Raw genomic sequence first — 16,971 nt, 5'->3', positions numbered from 1 at the left:
GCTCAGCGCGCGCCGAAGACGTCCTTCATCCGCGTCACCGCGATCGCGGTGAGGGGGAGATCCAACTTGAGATCCCTCGCGAGGCCCAACGCCGCGCCGAGGTCCTTCTCGGCAATGTCGGCCGTATATTTGCCGGCAGCAATCATCTTCTTCCCGAAGTCGGTCGCCGGGTCCGCCATGTGAGCCGTCCCGCGCATCCACAACATCTCCTGAACGCGGTTCAGCTTGTTCGCCTGCTCGACCATCTTCCCCAACTCCGGCAGATCCACACCCGCCGCCTCGGCCAGTCGCATGCCCTCGTGCAGAGCCGCCGCCTGCAGGAACAGGATCACCTGCCGTGCGACCTTCGCCCGCATGCCGGCGCCCAGGTCTCCCATGCGCGACACGATCGCCGAGTAGCAATCGAGGACCGGACGACACTCTTCGAGCACCTCGGGCGCGCCACCGACCATCGTCGCGAGTTGACCCGTCTCCGCACCCTCGACCGAACCGGTCACGCCGGCGTCGAGGAGGGGCACACCGGCGTCGGCAGCCGTGGCAGCAACTTCGAGTACCGTCTCGACGTGAATCGTCGAATGGATCACCACCCGCAAACCGGGATGAGCCGCGGCCAGAATCCCGTCGTCGCCTCTGAGCACACCGCGGACCTGATCGTCGTTCAGCACGACGATCAGGACGAGGTCCGAGGCGGCCGCTACCTCTCGGGGCGAGGACGCGACGGCCGCACCCTCTGCGGCGAGAGCCTCACACGCCTTGGCGTTCGGGTCATACACGGTGAGGGGGAAGCCTCCCCGCCCGACAGCTCTCGCCATCGCGGCGCCCATGTTCCCGACGCCGACCACCCCGACACGCGTGCTCACTCCGACTTCCCTTCCGGATTTGCCGCTGCGATCGCCGCGCCGGCCGCCTGGACCGCAGCCGTTCCCCGCGGCCAGCCCGCGTAATGCGTGATCTGCACCGCGGTCTCCTGCAACTCGGCCGCGGTGAGGTCTCCCCGCTGCAACGCCTGCTGCATGTGGAGCGTGAGATTCCCCGAGTCCCCGAGCGCACCGAGGACTCCGAGAACGATCAGGCGGCGGTCGCGAACCGAGAGGTCCTCGTTGCCCCAAACGGTGCCGAAGAGATGATCCACGGTCATCTCGACGAATCGTCCCGAGACGGGGATATCGATGCCGCAGACGTCTTTCATCATGCGCGAGCCTCGCTCGCGGGTGCTTTCACTCATCGCAGTACTCCCTCTGGTGTAGACAGATCTCCCTGATCGCGTAGCAGCCGAAGGCGCCGACGCACACCACATGGCCGCTGCGCGATGAATCCTCTCGGTTGCGGGCCGCTGCACCCCCTTCTATACCAGCGTGCACCGCGCCTTCTTACGGAACCGCGCGAGCACCTGCACCATGGACCTGCACTTCAGCGAAGAAGACGAAGCCTTCCGCCGCGAGTTTGCGAGTTGGCTCGAGGCGGAGCTGTCCGGGTCGTTCTCCGTTGTACGCGGACGCGGCGGCCCCGGCGACGAGCACTCTCTTTTCGAAGAGCGGCTCGCCTGGGAAAAGCGACTCGGCGAGGCTGGCTGGATCGGCGTCGGCTGGCCCAGAGAATATGGCTGCCGAGATCTCCCCTTTACCCAGCAGGTCATCTTCCACGAGGAGTACGCGAAAGCCGGCGGTCCCGGCCGCCTGAGTCAGGTCAGCGAGAACCTCCTCGGCCCAACGATCCTCGCGTTCGGAACCGACGAGCAGAAGAAGCAGTTCCTCCCCGGAATCATCTCGGGCAACGAGCTCTGGTGCCAGGGCTACAGCGAGCCTAACGCGGGCTCTGACCTCGCCAACGTCCAGACGAAAGCCGAGTTCGTCGGCGACGAGTGGGTGCTGCACGGACAGAAAGTCTGGACCTCCGGCGGCGAGTGGGCCGATTGGTGCTTCGTCCTGTGCCGGACGGAGCCCGACGCCGCGACGAACCACAAGTCGCTCTCCTACCTTCTCGTGCCCATGAAGCAGCCTGGCATCGAGGTACGACCGATCGTTCAGATCACGGGCACGTCCGAGTTCAGCGAGGTCTTCTACGATGGCGCGCGCACTCCGGCGGTCAACATCGTCGGCGCTCGCGGTGACGGATGGAAAGTCGCGATGGGCACGCTCGCGTTCGAGCGGGGTGCCTCGACGCTCGGACAGCAAAGTCTGTTCGCCAACGAGTTGGAAGAGATCTTCGAGATCGCCCAGCGCAACGGCAAGGCGAACGACCCCGTGATGCGTCAGCGCCTGATCGACGCATGGATGGGTCTCAAGATCATGCGCTTCAACGCCATCCGCACACTGGGCAACGCGAAGAGCGCAACACTCAATCGCGGAGCGATGATCACGAAGATCTACTGGGCAACGTGGCACCGGGAACTCGGAAAGCTCGCGATGGACGTGCTCGGCCCCGAAGCGGAAATCGCCGCCGCCGCGCCGTACGAACTAAAGCGATTGCAGGCCATGTACTTGTTCGCCCGCTCCGACACGATTTACGCGGGAACGAACCAGATCCAACGCAACATCATCGGTGAGCGGGCCCTCGGCCTGCCGCGCGAGCCGCGCGCAACACCAACAAAGTAGAGGAGATGCCATGCCCGCCCCGCCCCCACCCTATCCGGAGGGTCGCAACCTTCTCGCGGGCAAGACCGTCCTCGTGACTGCAGCCGCGGGCACCGGGATCGGTTTCTCGACGGCCAAGCGTGCACTCGAAGAAGGCGCCGAAGCGGTGATGATCAGCGACATCCATGACCGTCGGCTGGCTTCCGCCGCCCAAGCGCTCGAGGAAGTCGCAGGCGGCCGAACCGTCCATCAGAAAATCTGCAACGTGACAAAGGAGGCCGACGTCCAGGGATTGATCGACGCGGCCGCGAGCGACCTCGGTCGGATCGACGTCCTGGTGAACAACGCAGGGATGGGCGGCACCACCAACCTCGTCGACATGACAGACGACCAGTGGAACCTGATTCTGGACGTCACGTTGAACGGGACCTTCCGGATGACTCGTGCCGCACTGCGTTACATGCAGCCTCGGGGCGCCGGCGTCATCGTGAACAACGCCTCCGTGCTCGGATGGCGGGCCCAGGCCGGCCAGGCCCACTACGCCGCGGCCAAAGCCGGAGTCATGGCCCTCACCCGCTGTGCCGCCGTCGAAGCGGCCGAGGCCGGGGTGCGGGTCAATGCGGTGGCTCCCAGCCTCGCAATGCACCAGTTCCTCTCCAAGGTGACTCCGGAGGACCTCCTCGAGGAGTTGGTCTCCCGTGAGGCCTTCGGCCGCGCCGCGGAGACCTGGGAAGTGGCCAACGTGATCGTGTTCCTGGCCAGTGACTACTCGTCCTACATGACCGGCGAAGTCGTCGCGGTCTCCAGTCAGCACCCATAGCTTCCTGAGGTTGATCCCACTCCACCACTGCAGATAGAGGGGCGTAGGGGTTCGTAGCCTTAGCTTGACTTCCTGTGGAACGAACGAAGCGGCGAGTCCTTCGCGCCGGCAGACCCACGCCGCAGCTCCCTCCGAGCTGAGTCAACTAGCCCCCCGGAAGTCGTTGATTTTTCAGGGTTTTATACTCCTCAGCAACGAGCCGTTTCGGAAGCGATTCGTTGCGCGCGAAATGTTTCCGAGCCCGATGCCCTCCCCACCCGCCCGGAGCTCGGCCCGATCAGGCCCGCAACATTTTGTTCCAGGGCGTTCGGCGCCGAACATTCGCACCGAACCGACCCCATCAAATAGGGTAGGATGCCGACCATGACGGTTCTCAGCCCTCGCGTCGTCCGAACCGCGGTCCTCGTCCTCACACTGGCGGGCCTCGGTATGGCGCTCTTCAGCTGGACGCAAGGCATGGAGCGGATCGGCCAGCCCTGGCCGGGCTTCGGGATCCTGCCGAACGGCGAAGTGGGCCCGTCGCTCTTCGTGCCGCTGGCTCTGCAGCAGGGCAAGACCGCTCCCCGGTTCCAGGAGCGGGTCACCGCGGTGAACGGCCACGAGGTCGACAGCGCCGCGCAGGTCGAGAAGCTTCTCCAGGAGATCCCCGTGGGCGCCCCGGTCCGCTACAGGCTCGAGAGCCCCAAGCGAGCGGAGCGCGAGGTCACGCTCCCCGCGGCGGTCTTGAGCTCCGCAGAATGGCAGGCGCTGTTCCTGCCACTCCTCATCGGGGGCGTCGTCGGCCTTCTGGTCGGTGCCGTCCCTGCGCTTGCACGCCCGGACCTGGTCGCAACACAGATCTTCTTCCTACTGAACCTCGGGCTTTCGACGAACTTCGGTTTCGCCACGTTCGACTACTTCGTCGCGCACGAGCTCACGCCGTGGACCGTCGCGTGCGGAGCGCTCGCGTCGGGCAGCCTCATGCTCTTCGGGCTGATGTTCCCGAGCCGGATCGGCCCGGCGCGCGCGCATGCCGGGATCACCGCGGCTGCCGTGTACGCACTGAATGCCGCGTACTGGGTCGTCTTCGCCGTTGCGTTGATGCGCAACCCGCAGCTCCTCCGAACGCTGGACTTCTCGCAGATGATCTTGTTCCAGACCGCCGCGCTGATGATCTTCGGGAACTTCGTGTGGTCGGCTGGGAAGGGCCCCGACCAGATCACGCGGCAACAAGCGCGCGTCGTGCTGGTGAGCCTAGCGATCACGGCCCCCGGCGGGCTTCTCTTCTCGGCAAGCGTCCTCGGCTTGCTCCCGTTCCATCTCCCGCTGTTTGTCTACCTACTCCCTCTTTGGCTGCTCGGCGCCCTACTCGTGTACTCGATGATCGCGCACAACCTCTTCGATCTCGACTCGGTGGTGCGACGCGGCCTCACGGCCGCGGTGATCGCCGCCGGCGCGATCGCGGTTCAACTCGTCTTGCTTGCCACGTTGTCACGCTGGACCGGAAGCGCAGTCGCGTGGGCAGTCTCGGGCACCACCACGTTGCTTCTCGTCGCCGCCATTACCGCGGCCATCCCGCTTCGACAGAACATCGAGGACCTCGTCGAGAGGGTGCTGTTTCCGCGACTCGCAGAGGCACGGGTCGCCGTACACGAGGCGAGCCGTCAACTCGTTCGCACGCACGGCGAGGCCGACATCGCCCGCGTCCTCCGCGAGGCCGCATCGCGCAGCGTCGCCGCCCGATCCGCGCGCCTGGTCACCGGCCCGGCCGGCGGCGAACTCAAGGAACTCAGCCCCCTGCCCGGCAGTGAGGCCATCGTGCTTCCGAGCTCCGACCCGCTGCATGCGCTCATCCGCCGCGGGACCTCGACGAACTTCCAGACACCGCGACCAGGACGCCGCGCACCGGCGAAGTCAGCTGCCACCCGCGCGGAGGAACTCAGCATTGCTCTGAGTGTGCCGCTCCCGCCGAACGAATCACGCGTCGGTGCGCTCCTTCTCGGAACTCGAACGGACGGCCGGCTTCACACGCGCGACGACGAGATTCTGCTCGAAACACTTGCCGCGCAGACCGTCGCCGCGCTCGAGAATGCTCGCGCATGGAGCGCGGTCCAAGATCTCGAGAAGAAGCTCCGTGCCGAGAACGTCTACCTCCGCGAAGAGATCGATCTCGCCACCGACACCGGTGGGGAGATGATCGGACGAAGCCCGGCGTTGAAGAGCGTCCTGGCGCAGCTCGAACGCGTCGCACCGACGGACGCGGCCGTGCTCGTCCAGGGCGAGACCGGCACCGGCAAGGAGCTCCTCGTCAGGATGCTCCACGAGCACAGTAAACGCGCGGGCCGAATGCTGGTGAAGGTCGCGTGTGCCGCACTGCCCGACTCCCTCGTCGAAAGCGAGCTCTTCGGGTTCGAGCGCGGCGCGTTCACCGGCGCAACGAACGCCAAACCCGGTCGCTTCGAGATCGCCGACGGCGGTACGCTCTTTCTCGATGACGTCGACACTCTTCCACAGGGTGCACAAGCCAAGCTTCTGCGCGCCCTTCAGGAGGGGGAAGTGCAACGCCTCGGGAGCAACCAGGTGCGGCAAGTCGACGTCCGCCTCGTCGCGGCGACCAATCGCGACCTGATCGCCGACGTTCGCGCAGGACGGTTCCGCGAAGATCTTTACTACCGACTGAATGTATTCCCGCTCCAGCTTCCATCGCTTCGCGAACGAATCGAAGACATCCCCCGCCTGGTCGAGCACTTCATTCGCGAGGAATCCCCGCGCCTCGGCCGCGAGGTGAAGAGTGTCGCCTCCGAAAGCTTGGAAATCCTGCAGCGACATCAGTGGCCGGGCAACATTCGTGAACTCCGGAACGTCATCCAGCGTGCTCTGGTCTTGAGTGACGACGAAGTGCTTCGCGTATCGGGACCGCTCGATGGGAGCGCGGCACCCGGCCGCAGAGACGTCGACGAGTCCCTCGACGGCATACCCCTCGCCGAGCAGGTCCGGATGTTCAAGAGGCGCGTCATTCGGGGCGCACTCGACAAGGCCGGCGGGAACCAACGGGTCGCCGCGGAGATGCTCGGCATGCACCGCCAGAGCCTCACACGGATGATTCGCGATCTGGGACTACAGGAACCCGGCCACGCCGCGCGTCGCTCCTAGTGTCCTGAGCCCGAAGTTGTCCGCCACTTCCGGTGAGGCATCGAGGCTCCCGACCAGGTAGGGCGGCGAAGGAGACTCGCGATCATTCGCGCCCGGGCGACTCCGTCAGTGGCATCGAGGGACGTCGAAAGTAGCGGAGGATCTCAGGACGACACGGCCGCGAGAACCGCCGTTACGAGCCTTTTAACCACGGTGCGGGCCCTGGTGGCCGAAAGGCGCTCGAGTTCCAGAGTAAAGAGGCGATCAGCCTCATTGTGTTCACGCCAACGGAGCGCGAAGGGGCGGACTCACGGAGCAAAGACAATGCAAGGCTCGAACCGCTGGCACATGAGAACGGCACCAAGCGCGGAAGTCCTTTTCCCTCGAAGATCGTCCAGAATTGCGGACGACACAGTCCGATCTTCCGGACGATTTTCCAGCGGCGCTACGCAGGCCTAGCCGTGGAGGGAAGAACACCCCGCGCGGAGACCCCACCGAGATCAGGCGACGGTGAGGACGGCGCGAAGCTCGCGCTCGAGCACTTTGCGGGCACGCGGCGCAGCCAGGTGCTCGTGTCGACGCAGCTCTTCCCAGTGGCTCCAACTCGAAGTGGCGGCCAGTGCACAAATCGCCTCGCGACGCTCGGCCTGCGGAAGCTCCGCCAGTTCTGCTTCGAACACGCGCGCGATCTCATCGCGGTCCCGCTGACGGAGACGCTCATTGCAACGCGAGATCGCGGTCGAAACCGGCTCGTATCGCTGGGCACCGCGGCGCACCGGCGAGATGCGCTCGTTCAGGCGAGCCTGCTGTACGACGAAGGCAACCACGCGATCCGCAACTGCCCCAGCGGCCTTCACCCTACGCAGCGAGCGAAGAACGCGATCGTACTGAAGCTCACAAACCGCCGCGAAGAGCGTCTCGAGATGATCGAAGTGACGGAAGACGGCTCGCACCGAAACACCGGCACGCTCGGCGACGTGTCGCGCGGTCGGGTGGACGTCGCCCGCCTCGAGACAGTCGAGCATTCCCTGCGTGACGGCCTTCTGCGTTCGCTCGGCGCGCGCGTGGCGGCCGTCGTGGATGACGCGGGGCTGGTCGACGAAAGCCCCGACCCCGACCGATGCCCCCCGGCCGTCGTCGGATCGAACCGCAGGACCCGTTGTCTCCTCAGGTATCACCATCGTAGCTCCAGTCGTAAAACGAGCGTGAGATCACAGCAAGTACAGTAGTCTCAGCCTTCCAGAATCGGACGTACGTCCGACGATTTTCGTACTTTATACTAAAGTAGTCCGGCTGGCGTGTCGATGGTCCGGCGAATCGTCACACGCCTTCCAACGGCACTCCGCGCCGTCATACGAGATCCTATAGTGCCCGCCCCACCCCGCATGTTAACGCGGGTCATGGATCTCGCCGTACAACTCGCAGGCCAGCCCGCGCCCCAACTGATCAAACTTGCCCAGACAGCGGAAGAGCAGGGGTTCTCGTCCGTCTACGTCCCCGACCACTTCGCGAACGAACCCCCGGGCAGCGGCCAACTCGACGAGACCATCATGCAGGAGGCCCTCGCGATGCTCGGCGGCATGGCCGCCTCGACGAAACGGGTCCGGCTCGGCGGGCATGTGCTGTGCAATCTGTTTCGTCACCCCGCACTGACCGCGCAGGCCATCGGCACGATCGATCAGATCTCCGGCGGACGAGCCGTGCTCGGTATAGGCGCCGGCTGGACCAAGAACGAGTTCGCGATGACGGGCATCGACTTCCCCGACATCAAGCCCCGACTGCGAATGCTCGACGAATCCACGCGGATCATGAAGTCGCTCTGGACCGAGAATCGCACGACGTTCGACGGCGAGTTCTACCAGCTGAAGGACGCCTTCATCACGTCGAAGCCCGTCACAAAGCCGCATCCTCCCGTCGTAATGGGTGGGAGCGGCAAAGGCCTCCTGCGGATCGCCGCCCGCGAAGCCGACGTCGTGAACATCATCATCGACATCGGCAAGGCCGGCACGGCGCTCCCGAGTGAGATGGCGAAACTCACCGAAGACGGTTTCCGTGCGAAGGTGGACTTCGTTCGAGAAGAAGCACACAAACACGGCCGCACACTCACCATCTCGACGACCGTGTTCGTTCCATTCCTCGCCGAGAACGAAGAAGCCGGCATCCAGATGGCCGACGAGCTCGCCGCCGGGTTCGGCCTCACCGGCGACCAGGCTCGGCGCATGCCCCTCGCACTGATCGGAACACCGGACGAATGCGTCTCCGAACTAAAACGCCGCGAGCGCGAATGGGGCGTCGAACACCTCATCCTCTCGGGCGGCGCCAGCGCCGACACGATCGTTCGATTCGGCCAAGAGATCATCCCGAACGTCTAGCGCTAGGCGCCTGCGCCGAAATCCGGCCAACGTCCCCGCTGAGCGTCGGTTCGCCGGCGTCACCGGTTCGCGGCGCGGGAGTCTCCGTCGACGTAGAACTGCTCGGCCCATTTCCGGAACTGAACGATCGGCGCGTCGACAGCCGATAGCTTCGGGGCCGGCACGTGGATCTTGTGATCGAAGATGACGATGTCTTCCGCCTCTTGCTTCTTCAACTCGGCAATCATCGCTTCGGCGAGGCGCTGCGTTTTCTCGAGTGCATCCGGGGTGTCACCGAACTTCTTCACCATGTAGTTGAACGACACCTCGGTGTGCTCGAAATCGATTGGCGTGCTCACCGCGACGAAGAGCGCGTCCTGGATACCGCTGAAGCGCGCGATGCTGAACCCGGGCCCCCAGGAGTCGGTATCGATGCGCCCCTCCTGTGGCCCGCGCGGCGTGACGAAGCGCACACTCGCACGCATGCGTGCCAGGAACCCGTCACAGTCGTAGGACTCGAGCTCGGGCACCTCTCCGGCCCCGTGCACGGTGCGGAGGTGAACGAAGTCCGGCCCGTTCTCCGCGAGTTCCTGCCAGGGCGCGCGGACCTTCCAGAGAGCCGGATGGTATTCCGTCCAGCCGGCGTCGCCGAACTCGGCCAACTCCGGGATCTCCCACAACGGCGCTTCGCCAAGCGGGTGATACCAGAAGAACACGAAGCCGTTTCGGTCCACCGTCGGGTACGAGGGGATCCGCGCCGCAGAGTTCCGCGTGCCCAGGTACGGGATGAGGGTATTCGTGCCGTCCCCGTCGAACTGCCACCAGTGAAACGGGCATACGATCTCGCACCCGGCGACACGACCGCCGTACCCGAGGTGCGCACCCAGGTGAGGGCAATAGGCATCCATCACGTGCGCCGCCCCGTCCTCGCCCCGCCACACGACGAGATCACGGCCGAGGTACCGAACGGGCCTCACCGCGCCGACGGGCAGCTGGGCCGACGGACACGCGCGATACCAAGAGAACGGGAAGCTAGTGTAGTACGGAAACCGTTCGATCGAACGGAGCGCGGTCGGCTCACCCGTGACGCCCTGACTCACGAGCGCCTGCAGCGGGGTATCGCCCTCCATCTCGCGATCACGAATTCGTGCGACCGCCGCGCGTGTTGCCTCCCGATCCACCATGGGGCCGAGACTAGCCCAAACGGGGCATCCCATGCGATACGAGGGAATGTCCCTGCGGCACATCGGCGTCCTGCTGCTCCTCCTCAGCGCCTGCAACCTGAACGAGATCGAGCAATCGAAGTGGAGGCCCCCCGGCGGGCCGGCCCTCGCCGCCAACCTTCTTTCGCGCGAAGCCTGCGCCGATCGCGACCCGAACCGGAGGGCGTTCTTCGGAGACCTTCACGTCCATACGGGGCTTTCGATGGACGCACGGACCCGAGACGTCATTCTCTCGCCGAGCGACGCCTATCGGTTCGCGAGCGGAGAGACCATCTCGCTCCCCCCACTCAAGGCGAATGGAGAGGGAACTCGTCCGGTACGAATCGGCCGCCCGTTGGACTTCGCGGCCGTGACCGACCATGCGGAGTTTCTCGCCGAGGTCACCCTGTGCACGACACCGGGCTCGGCCGCGTACGACACGAAGGACTGCCGAATCTACCGCGGTGAAACGACCGGATGGCTCGCCTGGCTCATCGGCGCCAAGGGCGTCGGGGCGAGGATCACCGGCCTCGTTTCGCTCTCCGGCCGCGCCACCTCGATCTGTGGAGACGACTTCGAGCGATGCCGACCCGTCACGGCGGCCGTGTGGCAGGAAACGCAGGAAGCGGCGGAAGAATGGTACGACCGGTCGAGCGACTGTCGCTTCACCACCTTCCCCGCCTGGGAATACAGCGCGTCGCCTGGGCAGTCGAAGGTCCATCGGAACGTCATCTTCCGCAACGAGATCGTTCCCGAGCTTCCGATCTCATGGATCGATGAGCCGCTCGCCGAGGGGCTCTGGAGAGAACTTCGCGCGCTCTGTCTCGACACCGATACGGGATGCGACGCGCTCGCGATTCCGCACAACATGAACCTGTCGAACGGCCGCGCATTCGATCTCTGGTACCGGGACCGACCCATCGCCGCGCAGCAGGAAGCCGCGCGACTCCGCGCCGGCATCGAACCCATCGCCGAGATGATGCAGATGAAGGGTGAGTCCGAGTGCAGGAACGGCCTCTGGGGCGTTGCGGGGGGGCCCGACGAACTGTGCGACTTCGAGAAGATCCGCACGCTCACGAACCCCGACGACTGCGAAGGGGAGATCGGAAAGGGAGCGATGCGTGGAAAGGGGTGCCAATCCCGGGTCGACTTCGTCCGCTACGCGGTGATCGAAGGGCTGCGCGAAGGCACCCGACTAGGCGTCAACCCGTTCCAGATCGGGTTCATCGGCAGTACCGACACCCACAACGCAAATCCGGGTGCCGTGCAGGAAGGAGACTACCAAGGCAGCCGAGGCGACCAGGTGGCGACGCCCGAGCAACGCCTCGCCTTCTCGACCGAGAAGTCACCGATGCAAAACGAGATCCTGCGAAACCCCGGTGGCCTCGCCGGTGTCTGGTCGGAAGAGAACTCCCGCGACGCTCTCTTCGACGCCATGCGCCGCCGCGAGACGTTCGCAACGAGCGGACCACGCATCCAACCGCGATTCTTTGCCGGCTGGGGTCTCCCGAACGACCTGTGCGATCGACCCGACTTCGTGGAGGCCGGTTACGCGCACGGCGTACCGATGGGGGGCGAGCTCGCCCCGCGACCGGACGGCGCCGACACGCCCTCGTTTCTCGTGAGTGCGGCGCGCGACCCCGGTGACGAGAACTTCCCCGGCGGACTTCTGCAGCGCATGCAGATCATCAAGGGATGGGTGGGCGACGACGGGCTCTTTTACCAATCTGTCCACGACGTGGCCGGAACGCATCCCAACGGAGCCGGCGTCGACCTCGGCACGTGCGAGGTGAGCGGCCCGGGCTACCACAACCTGTGCGGGCAATGGCGCGATCCCGACTTCGACCCGGATCGCCCCGCGGTCTACTACGCGCGAATCGTCGAGAACCCTTCGTGCCGCTGGTCGTGGCGGCAGTGCCTCTCCCTGCCGGAGAACGAGCGGCCCAGCGGCTGCAGCCTCGCGGCGGTCGACAAGGTCATCCAGGAACGCGCCTGGACTTCACCGATCTGGTTTTCTTCCGGGATGCCGACTGCCCCAGAACCTTCCGCCTGAACTCGCGGATCACCGGCAGCTGCTCGAGCCATGCCGACGCATCCGCGCGCGCAGGATCCTGAACGCTCTGCGGTCCGACGAACCCCTTCGGGATCTGCGACACGAACACCGGCGGGTCCTGGCTGTGATCCATGAAGTGATACTCGAATCCCGGCACGCACAGGTCCTCGGCTGCCACGACATCGATCGTGCGAAGACCGAAGCTCGACAACTCCGTCGTGAGCGCCTGAGGCGGGATGACCCACGCGTGGCTCGGGCCAGCGAAGAACATGTACTGAGCGCGCAGGTTCTTCGACAAGATCCGAACTCTCTGCAGTTCGCCTCCGTACATCACACTCCGTGACGACGTCGCTTCGAGGACGCCCCGTGCGAAGTCCGGCTCGAAGCCCGAAACGAACGCGAGCGACATCGGATCGCTGCGGCGACCGAAGCGCGCCACCGAGCGGCCACGATTCACGAGGTTCCGAGGGTCGGCTCCGGCGCGACGGCGAGGCCCGGTGAAGTCGGGATACGGCCGCACCCGGTCGCGCTCCGAGCGGCGCAGGACCAGACGCACGGCCTTCTCATCGTACCGTGGGTTGCGCACCCGACGACTGAGACCATCGAGTGCCGCCTGCATCTCCAGCGGCAGATCCGTCGTCTCTTCTCTGGACGCCGTGAACTCGTAACCGCCCCGGTGGACGACATCGACATCGCCCTTCCCCACCCAGTAGTCATCAACCGGACCGGCGAGATGAGACGGCGAGCGCCAGATCAAGGAGACGTCCTTGTAGAAGATCCGCGGGTAGATCTTCGTCGCGGCCGCGGACGCGTCTCGCTGCACGACGTACGCAACGAAGAACCGGAGGTCCGGGTTCTGCCGTAGGCTCGTGAGGTAGAAGGTCGTATCGAAGAGTTGGAGCTTGAACTTGGGCAGGTAGCCACCGCGAAGAAGGCGGGACGGCCGCTTCTTCGCTTCCCCAGACGGGAGTACGGTCGCGCCCCCGGCGAGGAGCGCCTTGAACTCGTTCGTGATCCGCGCGGGAGACTTCTCGCTCGGCTCGATGCTCGGAACGATCTCGGTCGGGATCGGCATCTTCCGGTCGTACCCTGGGACGACGGCGAAACCCAATCAAACCGGCATCGGTGGCAGGGGGAGTGAGGCCACTCCTCACCCGGCCACCGACCCGAGGAAGACCTACTTTGCGAGGAAGCGCACGCTGTCGTTCTTGACGATGTCGCCTGCGGTGAACGTGGTCTCCCAACAGCTGCCCGTCACGTCGTTCTTCGCCTGCGCCACGACCGGCGGCGTGAGCGGCAACGTCGGAAGCCGAAGCTGGCGGCCCTTGCCCGTGGCGAGGATCAGCCCAGTCGGAATCCCGGTGACTTTGAACTTCGCTCTGCCCACACCGAACGGAAGCGAAGCCTTGTCCTTGTACCGGAATCCGACATGGCCGAGCGCCTTCCAGTTCGCGTCGCCCGGGGTGAGACCGCCACCGAGAAGGTAGCCGTTCGCGTCGTACATGCAGACGTCGATCTGCGCGTCCGACGGGCTCGTCGGATCACCGAAGTCGCCCGGATCGATGTTCGCGTCCCTTGCGCGCCAAACCAGCTTGTCTTTCGCATCGGTCGTGCCCTGCCTCATGAGCAGCTTCGCCTCGATGACGTTGGTGCAGCCGGCGGTCGGCGTCTCCGGGCACGACGTGCCCTTGTTGATCGTGAAGGTGTCCAGGACGGTTCCGGTGCTATCGAGGAACGTCGTGACCGCCGTCTGGCCATCCACATCGACGATCAGAGAGCCGAGCTCCGACATCGCGACCGCCATGACCGGGTGGGGGTAGTCCACCACGGCATCGTTGGGGCGCTTCTCGCTCGCGCTGCCTGCGACTACGTAGACGGCACCCTGGTGTGGCACCTGCCCACGATTGGTCTTCTCGTAGGCGTGGTCGACGAGAGGGTCACCCGTACCGCCGTCGACCACATGCTCGGGACCGAACGTAGTTGAAAGGCCATAGTGTCCGTCGATTTGGTAGCTGCGCTCGTAGTTGTGACTGTGACCGGTGAGAACCAAGTCGACGCCGTAGTCGTCGAGGATGGGCAGAGCCTCTTCACGAATGTTGACCTCGTTGAGCTCCACATCCGAGTCGTGGAAGAGCGCCTTCGTGTAGGGCGGCTGGTGCCAGAACGCGATCAACCAGTCCGCATTCGTCGAGGCGAGATCCGCCTCGAGCCAGGCCTTCATCGCGTTGGTCCTCGACCGGTTGAGGATCGAGTCCTCGGCGTCGAGCACGACGAAGTGGATGCTGCCGTAATCGAAGGCGTAGTAGGCCTCCGTGCCGGAGGCGATTCCGCCGGCCTCACCACCGGTCGGGAGCGTGAAGTTGTCGAAGTAGGGGCCAGTCTGCGTGAGTCCGTTGGACGAGAACCCTTCGTGGTTGCCAAGGCAGGTCCACGGAGCGACGGTCTTCAAGAACTCCGGATACTGCTCGAACAGCGACGTCTGGTAATCGACGTCCGTCGCTAAGGTGTAGGCGTTGTCGCCGAGGAGCAGCCAGATGTCGGCCGTCGCGGAACCGCCGTTGAAGGCGGTGTACGCGTCGCGCACGGCATCGCCGTCTCGCTCCCAGCCCGGGGCGATGATGGCGGGCTCGGGATAGCCGGAATCACCGATCGCCCAGATGCGAGTCGGCACGGCGGTGCCGGTCGGCGGAGGCGTCTTGAAGTAGTGTGTCGCATCGCCACCGGCGAGAAGCGTCGTCGTCGACCCGATCTCGTAGTAATACGTCGTGGAAGCATCGAGCCCCGTGAGGGTGACCTGATGCTCGGTCGTGACAGTCGCATTGTCCTGCGTGAAATCGGGAGCGCCGATGGTGGTGCCGTACCCCACGCGGCTATTCTCCGCGACGTCGGTGCGCCACCGAAGGATGATCCCCGAGGAGGTTGCCTGCTGCAGGTACGGTCCACGGGTCAGGGCCGCGTCGGCTGCAGTCACCGCCACGAGCAACACGAGGCCGGCAAGCGCAGAACGGAGAATGGGAAGTCGGGAGCTACTCATGGGTTGGTCTCCTGCTTGTCGGTGTTGCGTGCGATTGCGGCCCGTACCTGACCTTCGAGTTCATCGAGACGACGGGCGCGGCGGCCGGTAGTGCGGACCTGAATGTTCTGGAGTGCGTCGGCGTACGCGAGGCGCGCCTCTTCGGTTCTTCCGGCGCGTTCGAAGATCTCACCCCGACGCGCCGTCCAGACCGGGTGGCCCGGGCTCGTCGCGAGAAGAAGATCGAGGCGGCGGAGCGCATCTTCGTACTCCGCGGCCTCGACCTGAACGTCGATGGCCGCGAGTTGAAGCGACGGGACCTGCCCGAGGCGAGCGATCCCGACGTCGAGGGCGGCGACGGCATCGTCCCCGCGCTCCGCAGCCATGAGCGCCTCTCGATACTCGAGAACGTCGCCGGGCTGCAGCGTCGAGATGGTCGCGACGACAATCTCGTAGTCCTGCGCGGCCTCTTCGGGATGCTCGAGCTGCATCCATGCGCGAGCGCGCCCGAGGTGAGCCTCGGGGTTCTCCGGCTCGCCTGCGAGGATGACGTCGAAACGTTCCTTCGCCATCTCGGGCCAGCCGGCGTCGAGATAGGCGGCTCCTTCGAGCAGGGCGATTCGGTCCGGCTCCGCGCCCAGCTTCTGCGCCCGGGAATACGAGGCGAGGGCCGCATCGTATTCCCGCTTCTCGCCGTGAATTCGCCCACGAGAAACGTGCCTATCGGGATCCTTCGGGCTCTCTGCGAGCGCCGCGTCCACCTGCTGCTCCTGCTCGTGCAGCCCGGGGTGCGCAGCGGCCGGCAAAGCGGCCAAGAGCACGACGAACACAGAAGAAACAAAGGGCCCCGTAATCGACATCCGGTTGATCATCCACCAAGTGGGTGTGGAACCCAAGAGAAAAAATCGCTCCCCGGTAGACCATCCTGTACAGTCTCTCGGGCCATGCGCTGGCGGGGAAAACGACGGAGCATCAACATCGAGGATCAACGAGGCGCCCCACGGGCTCGGGGCCGCCGCGGCGGCATCGGTCTCGGCGCGATTCTTCTCGTCCTGGCGGTCGGCTGGGTGCTCGGAGTGGACCCGGAGACGCTCCTCCAGAGCGTGCAACAGGCTGGAATTGCTACGGATTCCGGCCTGGACTTCCCAGACTCGCCAACGTCTCCTCCCGGGAGCGCCGGCGCCCCACCAGATGACCAGAGGGAATTCGTCTCGGTCGTGCTCGCGGACACCGAGGTCACGTGGCAGGCCGCCTTCGAGCAGGCGGGGCGGACCTACGAGGAGCCGACCCTGGTCCTCTTCTCCGGTAGCGTGAACTCCGCCTGCGGGCTCGCTGGCTCCGCGACCGGCCCGTTCTACTGTCCCGTGGACCAGAAGGTCTACATCGACCTCTCGTTCTACGACGAGTTGCAGGCCCGACTCGGTGCTCCGGGCGACTTCGCCCAGGCCTATGTGATCGCCCACGAGGTCGGTCATCACGTGCAGAACCTGATGGGTGTGAGCGGACAAATTCAGCGGAGGCGCCAGAGATCGAGCGAGGTCGAATCCAACCGACTGTCGGTCCTGCTGGAGCTGCAAGCCGACTGCCTGGCCGGCGTGTGGGCCTACAACGCCGACAACGTGCGCCGACTCCTCGAACAGGGCGACGTCGAGGAAGGCCTGCGCGCCGCCGCCGCGATCGGCGACGACCGGCTGCAGCAGCAAGCAGGCGGGAGCGTCGTGCCGGACTCATTCACGCACGGGAGTTCCGCCCAACGCGTGAAGTGGTTCCGCACCGGCCTCGAGACCGGCAACGTCGGCGAGTGCGACACGTTCAGCGCCGAATGACCCAGGGGCGACGCTTCCCGAT

The 16,971-nt window shown here is 65.4% G+C and carries 13 protein-coding genes; 6 read left to right on the top strand and 7 right to left on the bottom strand.

All coding sequences use genetic code 11. The features are described 5' to 3' along the window. Nucleotides 1–2: 2 nt before the first annotated feature. Both P8R42_18520 and P8R42_18515 read right to left on the bottom strand, forming a co-directional pair. Nucleotides 3–860 (bottom strand): NAD(P)-dependent oxidoreductase, encoded by an 858-nt coding sequence (locus tag P8R42_18520; GenBank protein ID MDG2306603.1) that lies wholly within the window; start codon nt 858–860, stop codon nt 3–5. After that, on the bottom strand, nt 857–1,225 hold the full coding sequence (locus P8R42_18515; GenBank protein ID MDG2306602.1) for a carboxymuconolactone decarboxylase family protein: 369 nt from the start codon (nt 1,223–1,225) through the stop codon (nt 857–859). Before P8R42_18515 ends, P8R42_18520 begins: the two co-directional genes overlap by 4 nt. 172 nt (nt 1,226–1,397) lie before the next feature. On the opposite strand from P8R42_18515, the gene P8R42_18510 reads away from it, so the two are divergent. The 3 genes from P8R42_18510 to P8R42_18500 all read left to right on the top strand — a co-directional run bounded on the left by P8R42_18510 (nt 1,398) and on the right by P8R42_18500 (nt 6,525). Further along, nucleotides 1,398–2,594, top strand: a complete 1,197-nt coding sequence (locus P8R42_18510) for an acyl-CoA dehydrogenase family protein (GenBank protein ID MDG2306601.1) — start codon at nt 1,398–1,400, stop codon at nt 2,592–2,594. Between the two features lie 10 nt (nt 2,595–2,604). After that, the gene (locus P8R42_18505) at nt 2,605–3,393 is read left to right on the top strand and encodes an SDR family oxidoreductase (protein MDG2306600.1); all 789 of its coding nucleotides are present in this window, start codon (nt 2,605–2,607) and stop codon (nt 3,391–3,393) included. A 363-nt stretch (nt 3,394–3,756) separates the two neighbouring features. Beyond that, nucleotides 3,757–6,525 (top strand): sigma 54-interacting transcriptional regulator, encoded by a 2,769-nt coding sequence (locus P8R42_18500; protein MDG2306599.1) that lies wholly within the window; start codon nt 3,757–3,759, stop codon nt 6,523–6,525. Between the two features lie 479 nt (nt 6,526–7,004). Here P8R42_18500 and P8R42_18495 read toward each other — a convergent pair whose 3' ends face one another. Then, nucleotides 7,005–7,685 (bottom strand): TetR/AcrR family transcriptional regulator, encoded by a 681-nt coding sequence (locus P8R42_18495; protein MDG2306598.1) that lies wholly within the window; start codon nt 7,683–7,685, stop codon nt 7,005–7,007. 219 nt (nt 7,686–7,904) lie between these two features. Between P8R42_18495 and P8R42_18490 the strand changes: the two genes are divergently transcribed. Continuing rightward, nucleotides 7,905–8,876 (top strand): LLM class flavin-dependent oxidoreductase, encoded by a 972-nt coding sequence (locus P8R42_18490; protein ID MDG2306597.1) that lies wholly within the window; start codon nt 7,905–7,907, stop codon nt 8,874–8,876. Between the two features lie 59 nt (nt 8,877–8,935). On the opposite strand, the gene P8R42_18485 is transcribed toward P8R42_18490, so the two are convergent. Next, nucleotides 8,936–10,039 (bottom strand): Rieske 2Fe-2S domain-containing protein, encoded by a 1,104-nt coding sequence (locus tag P8R42_18485; GenBank protein MDG2306596.1) that lies wholly within the window; start codon nt 10,037–10,039, stop codon nt 8,936–8,938. A 31-nt stretch (nt 10,040–10,070) separates the two neighbouring features. Here P8R42_18485 and P8R42_18480 point away from each other — a divergent pair, with 31 nt between their 5' ends. Further along, complete coding sequence (locus tag P8R42_18480; GenBank protein MDG2306595.1) at nt 10,071–12,110, top strand: DUF3604 domain-containing protein; 2,040 nt, start codon at nt 10,071–10,073, stop codon at nt 12,108–12,110. Here the strand turns inward: P8R42_18480 and P8R42_18475 are convergent. The 3 genes from P8R42_18475 to P8R42_18465 all read right to left on the bottom strand — a co-directional run bounded on the left by P8R42_18475 (nt 12,034) and on the right by P8R42_18465 (nt 15,983). Beyond that, nucleotides 12,034–13,185 carry a hypothetical protein gene (locus P8R42_18475; GenBank protein MDG2306594.1) on the bottom strand — a complete coding sequence of 384 codons (1,152 nt, stop codon included), beginning with the start codon at nt 13,183–13,185 and terminating at the stop codon, nt 12,034–12,036. The two genes, P8R42_18480 and P8R42_18475, sit on opposite strands and share 77 nt — an antisense overlap. Before the next feature lie 102 nt (nt 13,186–13,287). Next, complete coding sequence (locus tag P8R42_18470; GenBank protein MDG2306593.1) at nt 13,288–15,144, bottom strand: metallophosphoesterase family protein; 1,857 nt, start codon at nt 15,142–15,144, stop codon at nt 13,288–13,290. Continuing rightward, entirely contained in the window at nt 15,141–15,983 is an 843-nt protein-coding gene (locus P8R42_18465; GenBank protein MDG2306592.1) for a tetratricopeptide repeat protein, read from the bottom strand. Before P8R42_18465 ends, P8R42_18470 begins: the two co-directional genes overlap by 4 nt. An 84-nt stretch (nt 15,984–16,067) precedes the next feature. Between P8R42_18465 and P8R42_18460 the strand changes: the two genes are divergently transcribed. Beyond that, nucleotides 16,068–16,949 carry a zinc metallopeptidase gene (locus tag P8R42_18460; GenBank protein MDG2306591.1) on the top strand — a complete coding sequence of 294 codons (882 nt, stop codon included), beginning with the start codon at nt 16,068–16,070 and terminating at the stop codon, nt 16,947–16,949. Nucleotides 16,950–16,971: the final 22 nt, after the last annotated feature.

The organism is Candidatus Binatia bacterium, assembly GCA_029243485.1.
GTDB lineage: Bacteria > Desulfobacterota > Binatia > UBA12015 > UBA12015 > VGTG01.
This window is presented reverse-complemented; position numbering and strand designations above follow the sequence as displayed.